The 20,915-nt window shown below is 44.5% G+C and carries 17 protein-coding genes and 2 pseudogenes; 10 read left to right on the top strand and 9 right to left on the bottom strand.

Annotated elements, in window-relative coordinates; all coding sequences use genetic code 11:
• Positions 1–8 precede the first annotated feature (8 nt).
• Positions 9–206 (bottom strand): hypothetical protein, encoded by a 198-nt coding sequence (locus OSCI_RS24595; protein ID WP_007357908.1) that lies wholly within the window; start codon positions 204–206, stop codon positions 9–11.
• A 225-nt stretch (positions 207–431) separates the two neighbouring features.
• Between OSCI_RS24595 and OSCI_RS24590 the strand changes: the two genes are divergently transcribed.
• Positions 432–1,325 carry a DUF4351 domain-containing protein gene (locus OSCI_RS24590; protein ID WP_007357907.1) on the top strand — a complete coding sequence of 298 codons (894 nt, stop codon included), beginning with the start codon at positions 432–434 and terminating at the stop codon, positions 1,323–1,325.
• Between the two features lie 115 nt (positions 1,326–1,440).
• Here OSCI_RS24590 and gloA read toward each other — a convergent pair whose 3' ends face one another.
• Positions 1,441–1,827: a lactoylglutathione lyase gene (gene gloA, locus OSCI_RS24585; protein WP_007357906.1), complete on the bottom strand. Its 387-nt coding sequence runs from the start codon at positions 1,825–1,827 to the stop codon at positions 1,441–1,443.
• A gap of 464 nt (positions 1,828–2,291) precedes the next feature.
• Positions 2,292–4,682: a VIT domain-containing protein gene (locus OSCI_RS24580; protein WP_234708822.1), complete on the bottom strand. Its 2,391-nt coding sequence runs from the start codon at positions 4,680–4,682 to the stop codon at positions 2,292–2,294.
• On the opposite strand from OSCI_RS24580, the gene OSCI_RS31760 reads away from it, so the two are divergent.
• The 4 genes from OSCI_RS31760 to OSCI_RS24565 all read left to right on the top strand — a co-directional run bounded on the left by OSCI_RS31760 (position 4,671) and on the right by OSCI_RS24565 (position 8,161).
• Positions 4,671–5,045: a hypothetical protein gene (locus OSCI_RS31760; RefSeq protein WP_234708821.1), complete on the top strand. Its 375-nt coding sequence runs from the start codon at positions 4,671–4,673 to the stop codon at positions 5,043–5,045. The two genes, OSCI_RS24580 and OSCI_RS31760, sit on opposite strands and share 12 nt — an antisense overlap.
• 155 nt (positions 5,046–5,200) lie before the next feature.
• Positions 5,201–5,638 carry a hypothetical protein gene (locus OSCI_RS24575; protein WP_007357903.1) on the top strand — a complete coding sequence of 146 codons (438 nt, stop codon included), beginning with the start codon at positions 5,201–5,203 and terminating at the stop codon, positions 5,636–5,638.
• 201 nt (positions 5,639–5,839) lie between these two features.
• Entirely contained in the window at positions 5,840–7,549 is a 1,710-nt protein-coding gene (locus OSCI_RS24570) for a CTP synthase (protein WP_007357902.1), read from the top strand.
• A gap of 189 nt (positions 7,550–7,738) precedes the next feature.
• Positions 7,739–8,161, top strand: a complete 423-nt coding sequence (locus OSCI_RS24565) for a hypothetical protein (protein ID WP_007357901.1) — start codon at positions 7,739–7,741, stop codon at positions 8,159–8,161.
• Positions 8,162–8,305: 144 nt separating this feature from the next.
• Here OSCI_RS24565 and OSCI_RS24560 read toward each other — a convergent pair whose 3' ends face one another.
• The 3 genes from OSCI_RS24560 to OSCI_RS24550 form a co-directional block, all read right to left on the bottom strand.
• Positions 8,306–9,190: an ROK family protein gene (locus OSCI_RS24560; protein WP_019487551.1), complete on the bottom strand. Its 885-nt coding sequence runs from the start codon at positions 9,188–9,190 to the stop codon at positions 8,306–8,308.
• Between the two features lie 154 nt (positions 9,191–9,344).
• Entirely contained in the window at positions 9,345–10,736 is a 1,392-nt protein-coding gene (gene glmU / locus OSCI_RS24555) for a bifunctional UDP-N-acetylglucosamine diphosphorylase/glucosamine-1-phosphate N-acetyltransferase GlmU (RefSeq protein WP_007357899.1), read from the bottom strand.
• Positions 10,737–10,837: 101 nt separating this feature from the next.
• Entirely contained in the window at positions 10,838–11,704 is an 867-nt protein-coding gene (locus OSCI_RS24550) for a tRNA (5-methylaminomethyl-2-thiouridine)(34)-methyltransferase MnmD (protein ID WP_007357898.1), read from the bottom strand.
• Positions 11,705–11,991: 287 nt separating this feature from the next.
• On the opposite strand from OSCI_RS24550, the gene OSCI_RS24545 reads away from it, so the two are divergent.
• Both OSCI_RS24545 and OSCI_RS24540 read left to right on the top strand, forming a co-directional pair.
• A complete protein-coding gene (locus OSCI_RS24545) occupies positions 11,992–12,819 on the top strand; it encodes a hypothetical protein (protein WP_007357897.1) in 828 nt (275 codons plus the stop codon).
• Positions 12,820–12,985: 166 nt separating this feature from the next.
• Positions 12,986–13,813 carry a sulfurtransferase gene (locus tag OSCI_RS24540; RefSeq protein ID WP_007357896.1) on the top strand — a complete coding sequence of 276 codons (828 nt, stop codon included), beginning with the start codon at positions 12,986–12,988 and terminating at the stop codon, positions 13,811–13,813.
• Between the two features lie 411 nt (positions 13,814–14,224).
• Here OSCI_RS24540 and OSCI_RS24535 read toward each other — a convergent pair whose 3' ends face one another.
• A complete protein-coding gene (locus tag OSCI_RS24535; protein WP_007357895.1) occupies positions 14,225–15,991 on the bottom strand; it encodes an EamA family transporter in 1,767 nt (588 codons plus the stop codon).
• Positions 15,992–16,427: 436 nt separating this feature from the next.
• Positions 16,428–16,943, bottom strand: a pseudogene (locus OSCI_RS24530) (inorganic phosphate transporter); the annotation flags it as partial.
• A gap of 153 nt (positions 16,944–17,096) precedes the next feature.
• Between OSCI_RS24530 and OSCI_RS24525 the strand changes: the two are divergent.
• The 3 genes and pseudogenes from OSCI_RS24525 (at position 17,097) to OSCI_RS24515 (ending at position 20,410) form a co-directional block, all read left to right on the top strand.
• Positions 17,097–17,398 (top strand): annotated as a pseudogene (locus OSCI_RS24525) (DUF2605 domain-containing protein).
• A gap of 183 nt (positions 17,399–17,581) precedes the next feature.
• Positions 17,582–17,893: a DUF2973 domain-containing protein gene (locus tag OSCI_RS24520; protein WP_007357890.1), complete on the top strand. Its 312-nt coding sequence runs from the start codon at positions 17,582–17,584 to the stop codon at positions 17,891–17,893.
• A gap of 513 nt (positions 17,894–18,406) precedes the next feature.
• Positions 18,407–20,410, top strand: a complete 2,004-nt coding sequence (locus tag OSCI_RS24515; RefSeq protein WP_007357889.1) for a DICT sensory domain-containing protein — start codon at positions 18,407–18,409, stop codon at positions 20,408–20,410.
• Between the two features lie 110 nt (positions 20,411–20,520).
• Here the strand turns inward: OSCI_RS24515 and OSCI_RS24510 are convergent, their stop codons facing one another.
• Positions 20,521–20,724: a hypothetical protein gene (locus tag OSCI_RS24510; protein ID WP_007357888.1), complete on the bottom strand. Its 204-nt coding sequence runs from the start codon at positions 20,722–20,724 to the stop codon at positions 20,521–20,523.
• Positions 20,725–20,915 lie beyond the last annotated feature (191 nt).

The following is a 20,915-nucleotide window of genomic DNA, read 5'->3' as shown; positions in this document are numbered from 1 at the left end:
TGTCATTTTTAGAGTAACTGGGCATAAACATCATCCTCTGTATTATCCCAAATTGCATCTAGCGATCCTTGACTTGTCTGAATCCAGAATTCAGATTCATCATCAGGTAGAAATGTTACCAAAATTCTTGCACCTTCAGGAATTTCTGTTGGTTCCAACAATTCAATTTTGCCTTGGCGAACGATCGCCCAAAGTGTCTTTAGCATAATAGGGTGAGTTCAGAATCGTTCGGGTCGTATCTCAGTATATCTGATTCGTTGAAGAGTTGTAACAAAGAAAGCGATCGCGTTGTCCAATAATTTTTAGATTTATTGAATCAGGCATAAAGTGTCAGCCATTCAAAAACGGGATGCCTACGGCTGGCTACGCCTACGCACTCCCCAAAAATAGCGGTACAATATCCTACAAACCACTCGCACAATCCACCTTCCTTGGCCTACGATAACACCTGCAAATACCTAGCCGAAAAATTCCCCGCCGCCTTCGTCAACTGGCTACTACCAAACGATCGATCCGGCAATATTCAAATCCTCAAAACCGAACTGATCCAAGAACCCATCCGCGCCGATTCTCTCGTCTTCCTCCAAACCAATAACCAAATCCTCCACCTGGAATTTGAAACCCGTCCCTATTCTGAACCCACCATCGCCTTCAGAATGCTAGATTACTACGTCAGGCTGAAACGGCAATACTCCTGCGCCATCTATCAAGTCGTAATTTTTTTACAGGAAACCACATCAGAACAAGTTTTTGTATCCGAGTGGACAGACACCAACACCAGACACGGCTACCGAGTCATTCGTCTGTGGGAACAAGACCCCGCTTTACTGCTATCTTCCCCCGGATTATTGCCATTAGCAACCCTATCTCAAACCAACTCGCCGCAAACTTTGCTACAGCAAATAGCGGAGAGAATTGCTATAATAGATGAACCCAATCAACAAGCTGATTTACTGGCTTGCACCCAAGTAATCGCTGGATTGAGATTTGAAAAAAACTTAATCAGACAACTATTGAGGAGAGACATTATGCGTGAGTCTGTCATTTACCAAGAAATTCTCGAAGAGGGCATCCTTGAAGGCAGACAACAAGGTTTGCAACAAGGTTTGCAACAAGGTTTGCAACAAGGTTTGCAACAAGCACAGCAACGCGAGACAGCTTTACTTACTCGCCAATTGAATCGACGCATCGGCGCGATCGCACCGGAAATGGTTGAGCAAATTCAAGCTTTATCTGTAGAAGAATTAGAAAATTTAGGGGAGGCGTTACTAGATTTTTCATCAGCCGCAGATTTAGCCAATTGGTTGCAGGAACATCAGCCTTAATTGCTAAAGAATCATTCCAGGCGAATAGAATTCGCGAAGCAACGCGGGTACACAAACTAAGTCCGCCTACGCGGACTAAAGAATAAAGGTGCTATATTGCTTTTTCAGCAATGTTTTAAGCTTTCAATTGAATTAATTCAACTTTATATCCATCAGGATCTTGCACAAATGCAATCACCGTTGAACCATGTTTCATCGGCCCCGGTTCGCGAGTAACTTTACCACCACGAGTCTTAATTTCATCGCAAGTAGCATAAATATCATCAACACCGATCGCAATGTGACCGTAAGCATCTCCCAAATTGTACTTGTCAGTACCCCAATTGTACGTTAATTCTAATACCGTGTGGTCGGATTCATCGCCGTAACCCACGAAAGCCAGAGTAAATTTACCATCTGGATATTCCTTTTGACGTAGCAGTTTCATTCCTAGCACTTCAGTGTAAAACTTCAGTGACTCTTCTAGGTTTCCGACTCGCAACATCGTGTGTAGTAGGCGCATTTTCTTAACTCCAAATTTCTTGAGCTTTGACTACCATTCTATAACAAGTGGTAAAATTAGATGCGTCCTAAGCTATAGCACAATATGGAAAACGATTTACTTTCCTTAATTGTAGGTATGAGTTTATTAATTATCTATCTCATCTTCTCAGCCATGACTGAAATGGGGACTAAGTGGCCTTGGAAAAAATAATATAACTAGGGACTAGGGGCTAGGGGCTAGGGGCTAGGGAAGAGGGAAGAGAGAAAAGGTTACGACAATCAAGGATTATGAACCAGATGTCAGAGTTGGAGTTACCGTAAGCGACGAAAGCGGTTGCTATAATCAACAAAGGTATGTAGTTGCGCTTCAGTGCAACTACATACCTCTTAGTCCGCGTAGGCGGACTTTGTTTGTATAGCTGCGATTTCAATCGCCGGAATATTTGATCCCGAATATTTGAGAATATTTCAGCTTGATTGTCTTTAATTCGGCATAGGAACAATTCGCAATTTAAGGCGAATAGTCCCACGCAACCCCGCAGGAGATGACCAAGAAAAGAGCGATCGCTTCAAAGTATCAACAACATCTTTCTGTTGCAGCGTCGAAGCTTTATCGTCTAAGACAATGCGATCGACACGCCCATCTTTAACGAATAACTCCAAGATAATATCGCCGCCGACTCCGTTAACTAAATTTATCGCTTTCAGGTGTTGAGTTAGAGATGCGATCGCACTTCCATCCAATCCCTCAACAGTTACCACCTCTACATTAGAACTGGGGGTTTTCTGCGTAGTTTCCGGCCGTCTGGGGGCAATGGGTAGGGAACTAGGATAAGGTGCAGGCGCGGCCAAACTCCGCACTCCACCGCCTCTGGTGGCTTCCGCCTCCTGCTGTGGCTCAATAACTGCGTCGTAGCTAACGCCCTCTGGCAATTCTACGGGGACTTGGACGCGGCGACGAGTTCCATCTGGTTCTACCCGCACCTCTTCGCTGACGGCGACAAAAGCCGTATATTGGGACAGCAAGCGATAGGTGAGGGCAGTATTAGTAACAGCATCCACCAGAGATGTAGTCTCGCCGCCAAACATTTGACTCATTAAGTCTTTAATTCTATAACGTCCCCAGAGTTGCGCGATCGCGGGATTGCCAAAATCTGCGATCGCACTTGGTGGATTTGACTCCCGTTGACGAAGTTCTACCCCCGCCATAAAATTAACTGGCACGCTCTTTTCATAGCGTTTCCCCCCAGCTACCGTTCCAGTAATGCGGATTTGACCGTTAGCGCGATCGCTCTTTCTTCCAAACAAAACTAACGGCTGATTAGCAAATAAATCGGGTGCAACTAGAGGATAAATCTCTGGTTTTTCCCCTCCCCCTTCCCAAACCATTTCAATATTCGTCAACACCGGATTATTAATTTCTGTCAAAAACTTTTCGACTAAATCTTGGGTTGGTTCATCTTGACGAATTACCACAGAAGTGCCTCTTCCCACTTCTGCCAAACGGTTGAGTAAAAACCGATTTACAGAACTACCAACCCCGAAACTGTACAGTCTATTTCCTGGTTTTAAACTTCGTTGTACTTGGGAAATTACCTCATTTTCATTGCCAATATAACCATCTGTAATTAAGACAACGCTCCGCAATCTTCCTGACTCAGCGGCGGGAAAATTCATCACTGCTTGAACGCCATTTAGCAACTCTGTACCGCCATTAGCTTGCAGTTGCTCGATATAAGCTAAAGCCTTTTGCCTATTTTCTGCTGTATTTGCCAGAGGTGCAACGGAAAGCGCTTTAGCAGTATTAGCAAAATCAATAATCGTAAAGGTATCATTAGGATTGAGCCCATTGATAAAGCGGCGCATCAATTCCTTAGATTTAACCAAAGGTTCGCCTTGCTGAGAGCCGGAAGTATCCATTAAAAATACAACATCTTTCGGCACAATTTCATTACTTTTGTACTGTAAAGCTGGAATAAGATACAGGGCAAAATGTCCCCCTCGTTTGTCAGCTTGAGTCAGCACAGTTGCCTGAGTCCGATCGCCAGCCACTCGATAGCGCAAAATCAAATCTTTATTAGGGATTGTATCTAAATTCCCCAGTTGAACTCGGACTATATTACCGCTAGCAGCAGTTTCAATTTTATGAGAAGTAGAGCGGACGTTGCTAATAGCCAAACCCGCATCAATTTCTACAGAAACGCCGATATCATGTCCCGAACGAGTGTTTGGCGGCAGTATGGGCGGATTAATTCGAGAAGCATCGGGAACGCGATCTGTGTTAACTCCTGAATTGGGCGATTTCGGGGGAATTGGTGTCCCTGGAATGTAGCGCGGCCCTACCACCATTGGGAACACAAATTCATAATCGCCGCCTTCAAATTTGAGTGAATCTGTGTAGCGAATAGTAACTTCTATCTGTTCTCCTGGCTTGATATTGGCAAGAGATTGAGTAAAAATATTGTCTCGTTCTTGTTCTAAAAGTCCAGCAGTGCGACCTTGTTGTTTAGCACGTTCGTAAATTTCTTGAGCTTCTTCCCGACGTTTGATATCAGCTTTAACTATCCGCGCACCTATTTTAATTTCCATATCGTCTACCGCTGCGCCATCCGGCAAGGGAAAGACATAAACTGCTTCTAGAGGTTCATTAAAAGGATTTTCAAACTTCTGAGAAACTTCGACGCGGGAAATATTGCCGGCAATTTTTGCCTTAACTTCTGTATGCTTGAGAGGAAAAACTTGTTCTGTTTTGCCAGGAGTTTCGACGTACAAACCGCTGGGTTGACATTTAGGCTGAGATGAGCCGTTAACAGAGCAGTTAGCATCAGCTCTAGCAAGGCGGAGGGGGATTTGAGTGGGATAGTGGCTAGACATAACGAGAAAATTTGGCTTGTAGTCTGTTGCCCGCGAGCCTTGGCCCATGCCAGTGATGAGTGCGATGCCTACGGACAGCAACCCTTGGACTGGGAAAATAGGGGCGAACTTCATAGCAGTTTTTATAGCAGATGTGACAGCGTTTACTCTGCGTACCATGACCCCGGTAACAAAAAAAACGTTCCTGACCAATACCAATTAAAGTTGGAGGAGGCAGGAGAAGGCAGGAGGCAGGAGGAAAATGCAATAGTAGACATGGTTTGGGCGATCGCTTATTTGCTAAAGCCTTTGGTAGTAACTATTTTTGCCTCTCTCATTCGGTTCGCCTTGGCGATGGAGTCTCCTATTGCCGAGAGAAATTAACCAATTTAACGATCGTAACAAATTTTAGCAAAAATAGTTGACTTTTCCTGCTTAATTCTCTATACTAAAAAGTAGAGTTTTTTGATTGCATAAGTATCGTGATGATGCTTCTGTAGCACAAGTTAAAAATTCCCCGTTTTTTCTAAAATTTACTCATGGACATCAAAAATCTAGGCAATCCGATACAGGGTGCGAAAGATAAAGCACAAGGAGCTACAGGCAAATTAACTGAACAAGTTGCAGGAATTTCTGCTGCTGCTCAGGAACAATTCAATGCCATTCTGGAAGAATATCAAAAAGTTTTACCGATGGCAGAAAGTCTGGGTTTAAGCGTGGAGAGTTTTAAGGTAGAAATGGGACTTGTACCAGAGATTAGAACTACTCTCTCTGGTTCGGTAGAGCGGATCAATAAAGAAGCGGTACAAAAACTGATAGCAGATCATCCCAACAACAAACTTTTGGGGACAATTCTCAACGCCTTACTTATTACTAGGGATCTACAACTGAAATTGAATCTCAAAGCCCTTAAGGGGGTTGCCGTTGATATTAAGCTGGGTATTTCTCCTAATGTTTCTGTACATTTAACGCCTTAAACTGTTATCTTTTACCTTCTTAACAGTTAACTGTTAACTGTTAACAAAAATTTGTAAGATGGGTTTCGCTTCTCTTCACCCATCCTACAAATTGGGTGGGTTCCCCAGTCCCCAGTCCCCGCTAGACAATTTCCAATTTTGGCTTTTAGATTTTAGAGTGGGAGTTGGATAGAAAAATCTAAAGTTGAAAGCTAAAATCCTATGACCAAGTTTGTGTTTGTGACTGGTGGGGTCGTTTCCAGCATTGGCAAGGGGATTGTCGCTGCTTCCTTGGGCCGTTTGCTGAAGTCGCGGGATTATTCTGTCTCGATTCTGAAGCTAGACCCCTATCTGAATGTCGATCCGGGAACTATGAGCCCGTTTCAACACGGTGAGGTGTTCGTGACTGATGATGGTGCCGAAACGGATTTAGACTTAGGGCACTATGAACGGTTTACGGATACGTCGATATCGCGTCTGAACAGCGTCACTCAAGGTCAATGCTATCAGGCGGTGATTAATAAGGAACGCCGGGGAGATTATAACGGCGGGACGGTACAGGTGATTCCGCACATTACGAATGAGATTAAGGAACGCATTCACCGGGTGGCGAAGAATACGAATCCCGATGTGGTGATTACGGAGATCGGGGGTACGGTGGGTGATATTGAGTCCCAACCCTTTTTGGAGGCGATTCGGCAGTTCCGCAGGGATGTGGGACGCAAAAATGTGATTTATATTCATGTTACCCTAGTACCTTGGATTGCGGCGGCGGGGGAGATGAAAACTAAGCCGACTCAGCACTCGGTGGGAAGTTTGCGATCGATTGGGATTCAACCTGATATTTTGGTTTGTAGATGCGATCGCCCTTTGCAACCAGGGATGAAGGAGAAGTTGTCAACTTTCTGTGACGTACAGGAAAAGTGCGTGATCACTTCTCACGACGCGAAAAGTATTTATGAAGTACCGCTGATGCTAGAAAAGGAAGGGTTAGCGGAACAAGCTTTGGATTTGCTGCAACTAGAACAACGACAACCGGATTTGACGCAGTGGGAGACTTTGGTAAATCGGATGTATAGTCCGACTCAGGTAATTGATATTGCGATCGTTGGGAAATATGTCAGGTTAAGCGATGCTTACTTGTCAGTGGTAGAAGCTTTGCGACACGCTGCGATCGCGATCGGCAGTGATATTAATTTACACTGGATCAATTCTGAAGATTTGGAATCAGGAGAGATCGAAAGCTATTTCGATGATATCAATGGCATTGTCGTACCCGGCGGCTTTGGGATTCGAGGAGTTGATGGTAAGATAGCAGCGATCGAATACGCTAAACGCAAGCAAATTCCATTTTTAGGATTGTGCCTGGGAATGCAGTGTGCTGTGATTGAGTGGGCACGAAGTATCGGGGGGTTAGAAAATGCCAACAGTGCTGAATTTGACCCCGATACTACTAATCCGGTGATTAATTTATTACCGGAACAGCAAGATGTCGTCGATTTAGGTGGTACGATGCGTCTTGGTTTGTATCCTTGCCGATTGAATGCCGATACTCTTGCTTTCAAACTCTATCAGCAGGAAGTGATTTATGAGCGTCATCGTCATCGGTATGAATTTAATAATGCCTACCGTAATCTTTTTTTGGAGACAGGCTATGTAATCAGTGGTACATCTCCCGACGGCCGCTTAGTAGAGATTATTGAATTGCCCAAACATCCATTTTTTATTGCTACCCAATTCCATCCAGAATTCCAGTCTCGACCTTCCGCCCCCCATCCCTTGTTTAAAGGGTTTGTTGAGGCGGCAAGTGAATCTCGAACTGGCAAAATAGAAGAGGTTGCCACCATAGATGGTATAGTCTCTGGGAAGGATACAGGCAGTGAGGATGCCAGCCCTGAATCAATCCTAAATTTCCCTGCTGAGGTGTCTTAGCTATTAGTTGTCACCCCTCAGCCATTGGTAGTTAGCATAAACTAAATACTAATGGCTGACGACCGGGAATAGTCTTCCCCCCGATGTCAATGGCTAAACGAAATTTTCTCACCCACTTCTGTTTTTTACTTGCTTTTGAGTTACTTGAGCCATTTGAAATGCCAGAACTCACAGCTTTGAGGAGGTCTTGTGGGCTACTGGGTTAAAATAAATTATGAACGCAGCATATACCTAATCGAGCTTGAGAGTATTAGTGCGTTTTCTAGTGAAGTTGACAATAAGCGGATTACATTTTGGTTGCCCAATAGCAGTCAGCCAATTATTCTTAGCCCTCAAAATAATGCTGATGCTTATAAGCAAGTTTTAGAATATATTAAAAAAACTACTGAACGTGCCTCTAAAGGTTGGTGGGTTTCTATTAGTTATGACCGCAAGGAATTCTTAATTGATTTAAGTCAGATTAGTACATTTGTGTGGGAACCTAATGGTCGATTATCTTTTTGGTTGCCTGATAGTTCAACTAATATTATAATTAATCCACAAACTAGCATGGATGCTTATCAAAAAATTCACGATTTTATCCAAAAAACAACCGGTCACTCTATGCCTTAAAGAAGGGGAGAGGGGCTAGGGGCTAGGGGCTAGGGGCTAGGGAAGATGGGAAGAGGGGGGAGATGGGGAGGATGGGGAGGATAGGTAATTAACAATTATCAATTATCAATTACCAATTACCAGTTAACAGTTAACAGTTAACTGTTAACAATTAGCAATTGCTAACTTTGCTGCCCCGACAATTCCAGCTTGGTTGCCTAATTCTGCGATTAATAGCTGTAAACCTTCACGGGAACTGGGGAGGACTCGTTTTTCAATTTCTGCTTTGACTATGGGTAAGAAATGTTCTGCACCAGCACTAATACCGCCGCCAATAATGATGGCTTCTGGTGTTAAAATGTAGAGGAAATTTGCTAAACCTGCACCCAGATATCGACCGTATTTTTGCCAATATTCTAATGCTGTAGCATCTCCCGCCTTTGCTAAGTTTGCTACTTCTAATGGTTCTAAACCAGTGTCGCGGCGAATTGCTTGGATGGAAATATATTGTTCTAAAGAGCCACGATTGCCACTATTACATTCTGGGCCATCGGGGTTAATGGTAATTAATCCTAACTCTCCGGCGGTTCCTTTATGACCAACAAATAGTTTACCATCTTGGATAATTGCACCACCTATACCAGTGCCTAATGTTAATAGAATTAGGTTTTTAAAGTTACGACCGGCACCCAACCAAGCTTCTCCTAATCCTGCACAGTTTGCATCATTTGCTAATACTGTGGGTAAACCTGTTTTGGCTTCTAACCAATCAGCTAAGGGGACATCATGCCAGTTTTTGAGGTTAATTGCTACTCTAGCTATGCGGCCAGTTGCGTCTGCGGGGCCGGGGATACCGACACCGATTGCTTTTACAGAGTTAGCAGTTGGGTTCAGTTCGGTAATTGCGTCGGCCATTGCAGCTAAAACTGCTTCTGGTGTGGCCGGTTGTGGGGTGGGAACTGTTAAGGATTGGTGACAAGTGCCGTCTTCACTGAATCTGCCTAGTTTAATTGCTGTTCCGCCTAAGTCGATGCCGATTACTTGTTTCATCATTGGTTATTTGTTAGTTGTTAGTTGTTAGTTGTTGGTTGTTAATAGTAGGTAGGATCTTAATCCTGATGGAATGCTAACAAAATCAATTATGGCTATTTCTCCACCACATCAAAACCTACTAGCGGCGCATTTTAACCGTTCCTTCCAGTCTTTATTCCTCCTTCTGCAACCGCCAACCAGGTTTCACAACCTGCCGAGATCTAGCTACCACTAAACAATCATCGGGAACATCATCCGTCACCACAGAACCGGCAGCAATAGTAACATCATCACCCAAGGTTAAAGGTGCAACTAACACACTATTAGAACCCGTCTTAGTCCGATCGCCAATTTTCGTCCGATGCTTATTCACCCCATCATAATTAGCTGTAATTGTACCAGCTCCGATATTCACTTTCTCACCCAAAGTAGCATCACCTAAATAGGATAAATGGGCCGCATTAGTGCGATCGCCCAATTTTGCATTCTTCAACTCTACAAAATTACCTACACGGCACTTTTCCCCAACTTCGGAGTGTCCCCGTAAATGCGCGTAAGGCCCAATCCGAGAATTATTGGCTACAGTGCTATCTGCAACCACTGAATAAAGTACAGTCACATTTTGCCCAATTTGACTATTCTCAATTAAACTTCCAGGCCCGATGCGACTCCCAGATCCGATCGCAGTTTTTCCCCGCAGATGCGTCTGCGGTTCCACAATTACATCTGCTTCTAATTTTACCGTATCATCAATGGTAATACTGTCAGGATCGATCAGTGTTACTCCTTTTGCCATCCAGTCATCTTTTACCCGCCTTTGCAAAATATTGTAAGCAGTTGCTAGATGTTTGCGGTCATTAATTCCCAATATTTCCTGATAGTCTTCAACATCTACGGCCATTACTGGTTCGAGGTGATTTACTGTATCTGTTAGGTAATATTCTTTTTGATCGTTGTCCGCCTTTAAGTGCGGTAAAATTTCTGCTAATTTTGGCCAATTAAAGCAGTAAACACCCGCATTGATTCGATGATTTTGTTTTTGCGCTGCCGTACAGTCCCGGTCTTCTACAATTTGTTTGACAAGATTGTGACTATCAGCAAATACCCTCCCATATCCTTGAGGATGAGGCAAGTGAGCCGTCAACAAAGTAGCCGCATTGCGGTGTTCTTTGTGAATTTTCATCATGTGTTTGATAGTTTGCGATCGCAACAAGGGTACATCCCCGTTTAACACCAACAAATCCCCAGTAAATCCCTCTAAATGGGGTAACAATTGTTGAATAGCATGACCAGTACCTAATTGCTCAGTTTGTTCGACAAATTCCAGTGGCGGAAATGATACAGATTTTGGCTTTGTTTCCGGTTGTCTATCGCCACTGAGAGACTCTTTTACCATTTCACCCCGATAGCCAACAATTACAATGCGCCGCAATGGGTTAATATCAATACAACTATAAAGCACCCGATCGAGTAGCGATCGCCCTCCCAATTCGTGCAAAACTTTGGGCAAGTCAGATTTCATGCGCGTACCGCGCCCAGCGGCTAAAATTGCTATTGCTATCATGGGAGAATTTACTATTTCTGGTAGATGATGATGTGGCGTTTACACATTTTAAGATGATAGGCGATCGCATTGTCACCAAATCTTTATAAAATCAAAAGAATTTAACTAGCCCAGCGTTTTTTCCAGTGGGATGATGGCTCTTTGGGTGAGGCTAGTTGTTCTGCCTGACGGCGTTGCAGTATAATTTCGGCAGTATCGGACAAAGTGCGATCGCGATAGGGAATCCCTGCTTTCGTCTCTAAATGTTCGCGCTCTTGCTCTGAAAGTCCCGGCAAATTAGCCTCAGAAAAGCTTGCTGCTGTTCCCGGCCATCGCCTCCCCACAGGCGGAGTTGAACCAATTTTCAAACCGGCTTCCAGCAAGGCTACCCTCGCCGCCGCTGAGCAAGAATAAGTAGCTAAGATCCCCTCCGGCTTTAAACATTTTGCCAGCAACCCTAAAAATTCAACAGTCCACAATTGCGGACAATGGGGTGGGGAGAAAGGGTCAAGAAAAATTGCATCTGCTTGAAATCCCGATTTTGCTACTTGCTGGAGGGTTTGCCTAGCGTCGCCAATCAGCAGTTTAGCCTTGATTTTATCGGTTTGCAAGTCGCGATCGCGAACTACAGCCTCCAGCAATGCGGGAATGGGATCTGACCAATCTTGAAGTAGATGATGCGCGATCGCAGCCTTGGGTACTTCGGGATCTAACTCCAAACCGATCCATTCTATCCAACAATGGGGATTAACTTCCCAAATCGCCCCCAAAGCTGCCGCCGTATTATACCCCAATCCATAGCAAACGTCAAGCAAAACCAGTGTCGGTCGTGTAGCTTTGGCTCTGAGTTGGAGAGGGCCCACAAATTTAAGCTCAGCTTCCTGTTTAGCACCCCGATCGCTATGAAAAGCTTCCCCAAATTCTAGTGAAAAGAACGTAAAAGAGCCATCAGCCGTTAGTTGTGGTGTAAAGGCACTGGTATTTTGCATCCTTGAGCTTTTATTTTTCATTAATATCTTATAACATTTCTGTATATAGTTAGGGATTAGGGGCTAGGGGCTAGGGACTAGGGGAAGAAGGGAATAGAATCAGCGAGTTTCGGCAATAAGCAAGTGTCCTAACTGCCAATAAGGTTGCTATATCTCATACTAAAAACTAGGGTAACGGAGATTGGGGATTGGGAACCAAGGATTGAAGACTGGGAAATTCCAGCTTTCTTACCAATTACCAATTACCAATTACCAATTACCAATTACCAATTACCAAATTCTTAGCCATGAACGAACCTAATTATCAAGCACTTGCCAAACAGGGAAACCCAGAAGCGATCGCATTTCTGCTCAATCAACAGCTAGAACCTCAAGGCATTACCCTCACCACCAACTTGACCAATGGCTGCTTAGAAGTAATGCTAGAATCAGAGCAAGTACCCGATCGATACGAACTCATTGATTTTGTCCGCAACCAACTCACAAACATAGAACCAGATTCAATTCAAAGAGCAAAAGTTGAAGGTAAAAAAAGAGGGAGCGATTCTCCAGCCTGGAGTCAAGGATTTGGCTTAGAAGTAGGCAGCTATTCAATGCTAACATTTCCCCCCGAACCAGCCCCAAATCCAGAACTAATGTCAGCAGCACCTACTAGCTACCCAGAAGTAAAACAGCCAGAACCAATCGGTGAAGACCGAATGAAAACTACTACAATTATAGTTGGGCTGGTCATCGGTATCTTAGGGATTTCCGTCGCTGTATTTGTAAATAAGATGCTAGCTGTAACCGAAACAAAAGCAGATAATGCTAGCAATCAAACCGCTACCAACGCGCCAAAGCCATCACAGTCTCAGTCTTTCCGAAACGCAGTTAACATTGCCATCAATGCCTCCAAACTAGCTCAATCAGCGGAAACAGAGGAAGAATGGAATTTAGTAGCAAGCCAGTGGCAGGAAGCAGTTACAATGATGAAAAAAGTACCACCAGAAAGTGCGAATTATGAATTAGCTCAGAAAAAAGCCATTGAGTATCAAAAAAATCTGGCTTATGCTCAAGAATCTGCAAAACCAAAACCACCCAAAAATAATATTATCAATAGAAAGAGACAACGATGAGTGAATTAACGACAAAACTACCTATTTGCTTCTAAATGAAGCTTTACAGCGCACTCGCCAGATGAATCAAAGTCAGGTAGTTTGCTGGTTATTATCCCAGTTTCAGCAATAGTTTATAACCACAGCATTTTAAAATTAAATCATCATTTACTTTGACAAATTAACTATGCAAGACATAAACTCGATCGTTTCCCCAGAATGGCTGGCCGCACATCTAGACGACCCGAAAGTTATCGTTATTGACTGCCGTTTTTCCCTGGCAGATCCAGAATTAGGACAACAACAATATAAAACAAATCATATCCCTGGAGCATTCTATTTAGACCTTAACCGCGATCTTTCCAGTCCAGTTAGCAAACATGGCGGTAGACATCCCTTACCTAACCCAACAGAATTAGCGGAAAAATTAAGCGCGATCGGCATTACCAACGACACCTTAATTGTCGCTTATGATGACTCCAAATTTGCCTTCGCTGCGCGTTTGTGGTGGCTATTGCGTTACATGGGGTGCGATCGCGTCGCTATTCTTGATGGTGGCTTCAGCGCGTGGCAAACAGCCGGATATCCCACATCTGATACTCTACCAACACCCCAACCGGGAAACTTTGTCCCGCAGCTACAACCAGGATGGGTAGTAGACATTGATACCGTAAAAACACGCAAAGACCAACCGGGAGTAGTATTAATAGACTCGCGAGAAAGCGATCGCTATCAAGGACTGCGCGAACCCATAGACCCCATAGCTGGACATATACCCGGTGCGGTAAATTACCCTTGGCAAGAAGTGACAGGAGAGGGAGGGAAAGCGCGATCGCAAGTAGAACAGCAACAGCGGTGGGCGCAAATAGAACCAGCAGAAGAAATCATCGTATATTGCGGTTCCGGCGTGACAGCCTGCGTCAACCTTTTATCTTTAGAAATAGCAGGTATTCGCGATGCTAAACTTTATGCCGGTAGTTGGAGTGATTGGTGTTCATATTTGGTTAACAGTTAACTGTTAACGGTTAACTGTTAACTGTGGTGATGGGTTTCGCAAACATTCCTTCTTCCTTCTTCCTTCTTCCTTCTTCCTTCGGCTATAAAATTAAAGGTTGAAAGTCATCAGCTTGCGCCTTAAACTTTCAACCTTGATAACGATCGCAACTGAAATAGGACTTACGCAGGGAGTCCCAGAAACCGGGTTTTTGAGGCATCTGTGGGTACGGGCGAAGTATTTTCGTAAAAAACCCGGTTTCCTTGGTTGGGTGCGTAAGTCCTGCTTAAAGCAATATATAGCAACCGCCAAGGTGGTTAGGACATTCTAGTTTCCTCAAACCCTTAATTCTATTCCCTTCTTCCTCTTCTTCCCTAGTCCTGAGCATCGGAGCATCGTAGCCCCTAACCGCTGAAAGCGGTTGCTATAGCTTCAGGTTGTTTTCTTCGGCATAAGCATTCTTTCAAGACTCATACCAGCAACACCCAAAGTTACGAGTGCTAATCCCGAAACCTGGATGAAAGGTATTTTCTCATTAATAATCACCAAAGCAAACAAAGCTGTCAACGCCGGGCCTAAAGTTCCAATCACCGACGCTAACGCCGCACCCGCAAAACGGATTGCAAAGTTATTCAACAAATAGCTAAATAGCGTCAGCACCCCTAAAAGGAAACCGCCAAAAAGCAGCCCACTCCAGACATTAGGATCGACAAAAACAGCTAAATTTGTGGGCAATCCCATCCCAATGCCCAAAGGTAACAGTATTAAACTGACAGCAGAAAAGACAAAGATAGCTGCAAAATTAACCAAACTGAAAGGAATCGGGTGCAGTTTCCCAGCGGCCATTTGCGTCAACAACACATAGCCAGCAAAAGTAACGCCAGCACCTACAGCCGCCGCCACCCCTAAACCAACATCGCCAATAGCCTTTTGACCAAAACTAGGAACCGCTGCTAACAATAACCCGCCACTAATCACGCACATTGCTAAAATGCGAAGTACCGTAGGGCGATCGCCAAATAGTCCCCAAGAAGCAAGCACCGTTACAATCGGATAAATAAAGAAAATCGTGATCGCCACCCCCGTCGGGATATTGCCGATCGCGATATAGATCAACACCTGAGACAAAAACAAAAAGAAAGCACTACCTAAAACCTTAGTCCACAAATCGCGATCGCCATTATCGATAAACCGCCTTAAATCCTTCCACACCGACGGATAAAGGAAAGTTGCCAAAATCGGCATCAAAGCCATCACCACAATCAACCGGATCAACAGAATCAACAGCGAATTTCCGAAACCAGGAGAAACCACACCCTGCACCTGGAATAACCCAAAAATCATCCGGGGAGCCTTAGCCTTGAGGATAATCTTCAAGGAAACATTAAATAGCGATAGCACCACCGCCGAAATTAAAGCCAGCAACAAACCTACCTGAACTTGAGAAGCCGGTTGTTTCGCTGGAGCAGGAGCAGGTGGCGGCGAAGTCGGCTCTGGTAAAGGCTTCCGAATTGGAGGAGAAGGTGGTTCGGGATGTAATGAGTTAGTCGTATCCGTACTGTCGTAATCTCTCGGATCGAAAGTTGCATCAACTTCCTCTTGGAGTTCCACTCGGAGGCGGTTAACCAGAGTCTCCAACAGAGCCTCCCCTTGGCGCTCCATACCTTCCATATTTCTGAGTCGTTGAGACAAGCTACTCTCATAACTGCTCAAATCCCGATCCATCATATCGAAAGTCCTGTTGACACTCGCATCTAGCGAAGCCAGTAACTCCGTGGCTCGTTCATTATAGTTATTCACCAGAATTGGAGTCGGGAACTCCCCACTGGGGATAGCCAGATTCATTCCCTGTACAGAATTGGCACTGAGTTCGTTAAATCGTTGCACTAGCAACTCTTGCAAGTTATTGGCCAAAACTTGAGCCAACTGCTTAAGCCACAATTGCTGCTGGTATATGTATCGCTGAGAGAGGGTTTCGACTTGCTGCGACTGCAATTGGCGGTATTGATCCCGCAGTCTGTCAATATCCTCAATCAAGCTCGTTTTCTCTGTTTGGAGCCGGGTTATGTCTTCGGCTAATTGACCTCTAACATTTTGATGTAGAGTTTCTAGTTCCTGAATCACAGAATTCAGGACTTCTTCAGCCGATGTTGCATCCCCTGCTCCGGGTCTGAGCGGTTGCTTGTCCCGTTGCGCCATTTGCCTGTAACCTCTAATCTATCTGCTTGTTCATTATTCCTAGTATTTTGGCAAATCAAATCCAAAATACCAGTGAATTAATTTTGATTTTGATCGATTAGGCTGTTTCAACTTGCCGCTATAGTCGTTACGAGGGTTAGCGGTTAGCGATTGACCTTAAGGAGTGATATTTACATCATCATCCACGCCTAAAGGCAATGGGTTTCCATTTTGAAGGAAGTTATGATGACGTGATCTAATAGTAGTGCGTGATTGGAGATTTAAAGATTTGCGATCGCCTCAAGAACACTTTACGGAATTAGAAGCCATCTTACAACACCAACTGGGGCGCTGATACCGCCTGGAAACTATTGCCATAAAGAGTTTATCCCAATTAAGGTAACAGCAAAGAGGACTTAGACCCGCCAGGAGTTTAAACCTTTGGGCAATATCAGTATTAAAGACCTAGAAAGAGGCGAGTTAGGCTGAAAATAACAGCCGCTAAAGCCGTAGCGATCGGGATGGTAATTACCCATGCTAAGCCAATTGACTGCAAAGTTTGAAATTGTACTGATTTCCAACTCCTAACAAGTCCCACTCCTACGACTGCACCGACTAAAGCATGGGATGTAGAAACGGGCAAACCTAAGCGGGAAGCGATTAAAACTGTAGTGGCGGTAGCTAATTCTGCACAGAAGCCACCACTAGGCTGTAGTTCAATTATGCCTTCGCCAACGGTAGCAATCACTTTTTTGCCCCAGATGGCTAAGCCTGTGACAATGCCGATACCTCCGAGCACTAGAATCCATAGGGGAACATTGAAATCATTTATAGGAATGGAGTTTGTACGGCGAATGTAGGCGATCGCAGCTAAGGGTGCTACAGCATTCCCTACATCATTCGAGCCGTGAGCAAAAGCCACAAAACAAGCACTGAGAACTTGAAATCGCCCCATTTGTCGCTCAATTAAGGAAGAAGGCAGGGGGGCGGGGGGGCGGGGGAGAATTATTAGGGTATTCAAAATTCAACATTTCCCCAGGCGAAAAAATTGAAACTTTGTTAAATAAATATTAAAAAATGTGAATTGCGTTAAGATTAAAATAGATAGATAAGTTGATTTTAATGAATGGTTAATCCCAACTTGCCGGAAACTCAATTGCTCAAAGCCTTGCTGCCACAGCTACTAGAGGATTTTTGGTCTTGGTTTGAGCGTTCAATCGACCTCCTGAAAACTGAGGATATTCTTTTTTTTGGTTCTCAGGAGCAATGTGACTTACTCGCCAGGGTAAGACAGGCTCAGCAAGAAGTAAGTCATGCACAGGTGCTATTTCAAGCAATTGAAGGTGAAGTTGAGGTGAAACGGCTGTGCTCATACCTTGGCATAAACTGCTGACTGAATGCTGGCAAGTTGCTATGTGCTTTCGCTGAGAGCAGTTTCCTAAACCTGGAAAAATATAGTGAGAGTTGAACTCTGGCCCGCTTGCTTCTAAATTAAGAAGATGGCGATCGCAGATGCGGACAATCTCAAAAATATTTCCAGTTAATAAGTTATTCCTTGCTCAAACACTTTTGTAAATTTTTGTGTGGCTGTTTGGCCCGGAGGAGAATATTATGTTACACGTCCTTTACATCCTGGCTTTCACGATCCTAGCTTTTTTGGCTGTGGGGAACTTATTCCGCAGTTTGTTGACGGTGGGTATGGAGTCTCAGCGCATCCAACCATTTAGAGGTGGTAATTATAACGCATCATCCTCTCGGTTTCAAGCAGTGCCGCATCCAGAATTATTGGATGATTATGGGAATGTTGTGAATGAGCCATTGTTGGTAATGCGATCGCTTTCAGTGCAAGACGCTCGCGAACAATTGGATGCTCTTTATAAGTCTTCTCCGGGTAATAACGACGAGGCCCGCGAGGATGTGTGAGGCAGCCTAGACCGTAGCTTGAAGATTTACAAAAATTAAAGAAAAGTGCTATTAGCTGTTAGCTGCGAAGCTCATAGCTAGTAGCTCATGTTTTTTGATGGTGAGGGCGGTTCACAAAATTTTACCTAATTCTTTCTAAACTTACTCATACAAAATGTTAAAGTAGAATTTATGAGCAATTTAACAATTTTTAAGAAGGTAATTGGTAAGTAATTGGTAATGGCTAATGGCTAATGGCTAATGGCTAATTATTAATTAAGATTAGTACCTACGCAATTGAAAACTGCTATAGCTAAAGTCTCAAAAGAATTAGTAAGGCTAGTTCGGCCTGAATTTATGCCTGTGGACATCGAAGGAGCCGACTCCCCAGCGTGAAACAGGAAGTGAACATTAAATCTGCCCAATCGTAGATTTGAATAAGTTTCATAGAACTGATACTGGTAAAAGATCTCATAAAACCTCCTGTCGATCGCTCCTGTCTTGTCATCGGCAAAAATTTACGTCTAAGGCTAGATGATCGTCCCAACTTCGGTACTACCAGAGCTGCTGCAAGCTTTGCCGCAACTGCGATCGCAAATTTATTTTAAGTCTTCGCTGACGGCGCTTTCCCACGCGATGGAAGACCTGGTACTGGCGGGGTTAGACCAGCCGCTAGTGATCGCGAGTTTCCAGCGAGAGCGCTTTTACCGCCAGGAAGCTCACCGTTATCGGCGCATTGCCACGCTCACATCTCAGGTTTATGTGCTGGCGGTACCGGAAACTGATTTCAAAAATGCTTCTGACTGTTACGAGACTGTAGCATTTAAGCCGGAAGACGGTTTGAGTCAAGAGTGGCATTTAGTCGTGATCGGTCAGGAATATTCAACTTGCTTAATCTGTCAAGAACGAAAAGCTCCTACTCAAAATGAGAACGATAGCGCACCGCTGGCAATGATGGATCAAGCTCGCCGCTTTGAAGGGATTTGGACGTTTGACCGCGAAGTGAGCTGCAAAGCTGCTGATTTACTGCTGAAACGAATTCTTAACTATCGGCCGGAGTTAGAACAAAAGATTGAGGAAGCGCAAAATATTTATGGTATTGCCAAGGAATTGCCGAAGCAGCGAAAAACGACTAATGCCAAATCTAAATCTGCCTTGAGAAAGGGGAGTCAAAATCCCAAATTGAATGAGCCGTTTGCTCAGCGATTGGTGACATATTTACAGGCGGGTCAGCATAAATTACTAAAAGCTTACCGTTCGATCGCGGCCCAAGAGCGGAAAGAGCGTTTAGTAAATTTAATTACCACAGCGATGCGGCGATCGCTCAATCATGACGAGATGATCGAAGTAGCTGTGCAAGAATTAGGAGAGGCTCTCCATGCTTGCCGTTGCTTGATTTACCGCTGCAAAGCTACAGATGCAGCCGCCAAAATCAATCAGGAGTTTTTGCGTCCCGGCGTTCGTTCTCTGCGGGGTCAGACTTGGCCGCTGCAAAACAATCCCCTGTTTGAGGAGGTTGTGAGTAAGTTAGAGCCAGTTTATGTGGAACAGGGAGCAGAATATCCTCTGATTGCTAATACATCGGCATTGCGGACACTGGTTCAAGAGTGGCAAATTCTTTCTTGGCTGATGGTGCCAGTGCTTTATCAGGGGAGGGTTTTGGGGATAGTGGAATTGCATCAGTGCCATTCTACGAAGGCTTGGGAAGAAGATGAATTGGCCCTCGTAGAGGCGATCGCGACTCAACTGGGAGCGGCCCTAATTCAAGCTGAAACCTACGCTCACTTAGAAGAACTCAACCAACAACTGGAAGCTCTCGATCGCACTCGCAGTAATTTAATCGCGATCACGGGTCACGAACTCCGCACTCCCCTGTCTACTATCCAAGTTTGCCTGGAAAGTTTGAGCCAAGACCCCGATATGCCTTTAGAGTTGCGGCAAGTGATGCTAGAAACTGCTTTAAGTGACGCGGAACGAATGCGTAAACTGGTGCAGGACTTTCTCACTCTTTCTCACTTAGAGAGTGGCAGAGTGCAATGGAATATGGAAAGCTTGCCGCTGCAAGAGTGCGTCGATCTTGCTCTCAGCAGCATTCGCGCCCGCCGTCAACGTGAGGATTTACCGCAGATTATCGCACAAGTGCCGCCAGAGCTGCCTTTGGTACAGGCGGATGGGGAATGGCTGGTGGAAGTGCTCTCGAAACTACTGGATAATGCTTGTAAATTCACAGAACCCAATGGTAATGTGACGATTGAGGCTAAGCGCAATGGCGATCGCACGATCGAGGTAGTGGTAACTGATACTGGGCGCGGCATTGAGCCTAACCGTTTAGAGGTAGTATTTGACCGCTTTTATCAAGAGGAAGGTGCTTTGCGGCGTAGCACTGGGGGTACTGGTTTGGGGCTAGCAATTTGTAGGCAAATTGTCAAAAGTTGGGGCGGTCAAATTTGGGCGAATTCGGCAGGAAAAGATCGCGGTTCTCAGTTTCATTTTACTATTCCTTTTGTGGAAAATGGCATAGAGCCAAAGCGATCGTAAACGTAATCCCAATTCTCTAAAGTTATGCAGCAGTAGGTCGTAAGCTCTTCCCTCTTCCCTCTTCCCTCTTCCCTCTTCTATCTTCCCCTTCTTTCCCTAGCCCCTAGCCCCTAGCCCCTAGCTATATCAGGCTCGACTTTTTCTTCCTCGGATTTTTGGGCAGTTTCCTGTTGAGATTCGGCTTTTTTATTTTTCTCTAAAATATCTGCATAAGACCAAGCTGCGCTCACAATTATCCCTTTAAAGATTCCTTTTAAATCCTTTAAGTCGTCATTTTCAGAGGGTTGAGCCTTTTGATTGGCTTTATCTGCCATTGTTGCGTCTCCTGTTAAATCTAATTAGTTCCCTATTAATTCTCAAACCGAAATCCCAAATTGTATAGTCCTAGATTAACCTCAAATTCTTGTTGTTGGTTGCAGGGGATGGGATCTCATACCCCACATGAGGGGTATAACCCTGCATATCGTAAACGTCATTCTATAGTATATCGAATGCGTGCAAACGA

Origin of the sequence: Kamptonema sp. PCC 6506 (genome assembly GCF_000180455.1) — a bacterium.
Lineage (GTDB): Bacteria > Cyanobacteriota > Cyanobacteriia > Cyanobacteriales > Microcoleaceae > Kamptonema > Kamptonema formosum.
This window is presented reverse-complemented; position numbering and strand designations above follow the sequence as displayed.

Coding starts and splice junctions, on each gene's coding strand:
- OSCI_RS24540 (WP_007357896.1), top strand. CDS start 12,986: ATGCAAGACATAAACTCGATCGTTTCCCCAGAATGGCTGGCCGCACAT.
- OSCI_RS24580 (WP_234708822.1), bottom strand. CDS start 4,682: ATGTCTAGCCACTATCCCACTCAAATCCCCCTCCGCCTTGCTAGAGCT.
- OSCI_RS24515 (WP_007357889.1), top strand. CDS start 18,407: ATGATCGTCCCAACTTCGGTACTACCAGAGCTGCTGCAAGCTTTGCCG.
- glmU (WP_007357899.1), bottom strand. CDS start 10,736: ATGATAGCAATAGCAATTTTAGCCGCTGGGCGCGGTACGCGCATGAAA.
- OSCI_RS24570 (WP_007357902.1), top strand. CDS start 5,840: ATGACCAAGTTTGTGTTTGTGACTGGTGGGGTCGTTTCCAGCATTGGC.
- OSCI_RS24535 (WP_007357895.1), bottom strand. CDS start 15,991: ATGGCGCAACGGGACAAGCAACCGCTCAGACCCGGAGCAGGGGATGCA.
- OSCI_RS24595 (WP_007357908.1), bottom strand. CDS start 206: ATGCTAAAGACACTTTGGGCGATCGTTCGCCAAGGCAAAATTGAATTG.
- OSCI_RS24560 (WP_019487551.1), bottom strand. CDS start 9,190: ATGAAACAAGTAATCGGCATCGACTTAGGCGGAACAGCAATTAAACTA.
- OSCI_RS24510 (WP_007357888.1), bottom strand. CDS start 20,724: ATGGCAGATAAAGCCAATCAAAAGGCTCAACCCTCTGAAAATGACGAC.
- OSCI_RS24575 (WP_007357903.1), top strand. CDS start 5,201: ATGGACATCAAAAATCTAGGCAATCCGATACAGGGTGCGAAAGATAAA.
- OSCI_RS24545 (WP_007357897.1), top strand. CDS start 11,992: ATGAACGAACCTAATTATCAAGCACTTGCCAAACAGGGAAACCCAGAA.
- gloA (WP_007357906.1), bottom strand. CDS start 1,827: ATGCGCCTACTACACACGATGTTGCGAGTCGGAAACCTAGAAGAGTCA.
- OSCI_RS24550 (WP_007357898.1), bottom strand. CDS start 11,704: ATGCAAAATACCAGTGCCTTTACACCACAACTAACGGCTGATGGCTCT.
- OSCI_RS24520 (WP_007357890.1), top strand. CDS start 17,582: ATGTTACACGTCCTTTACATCCTGGCTTTCACGATCCTAGCTTTTTTG.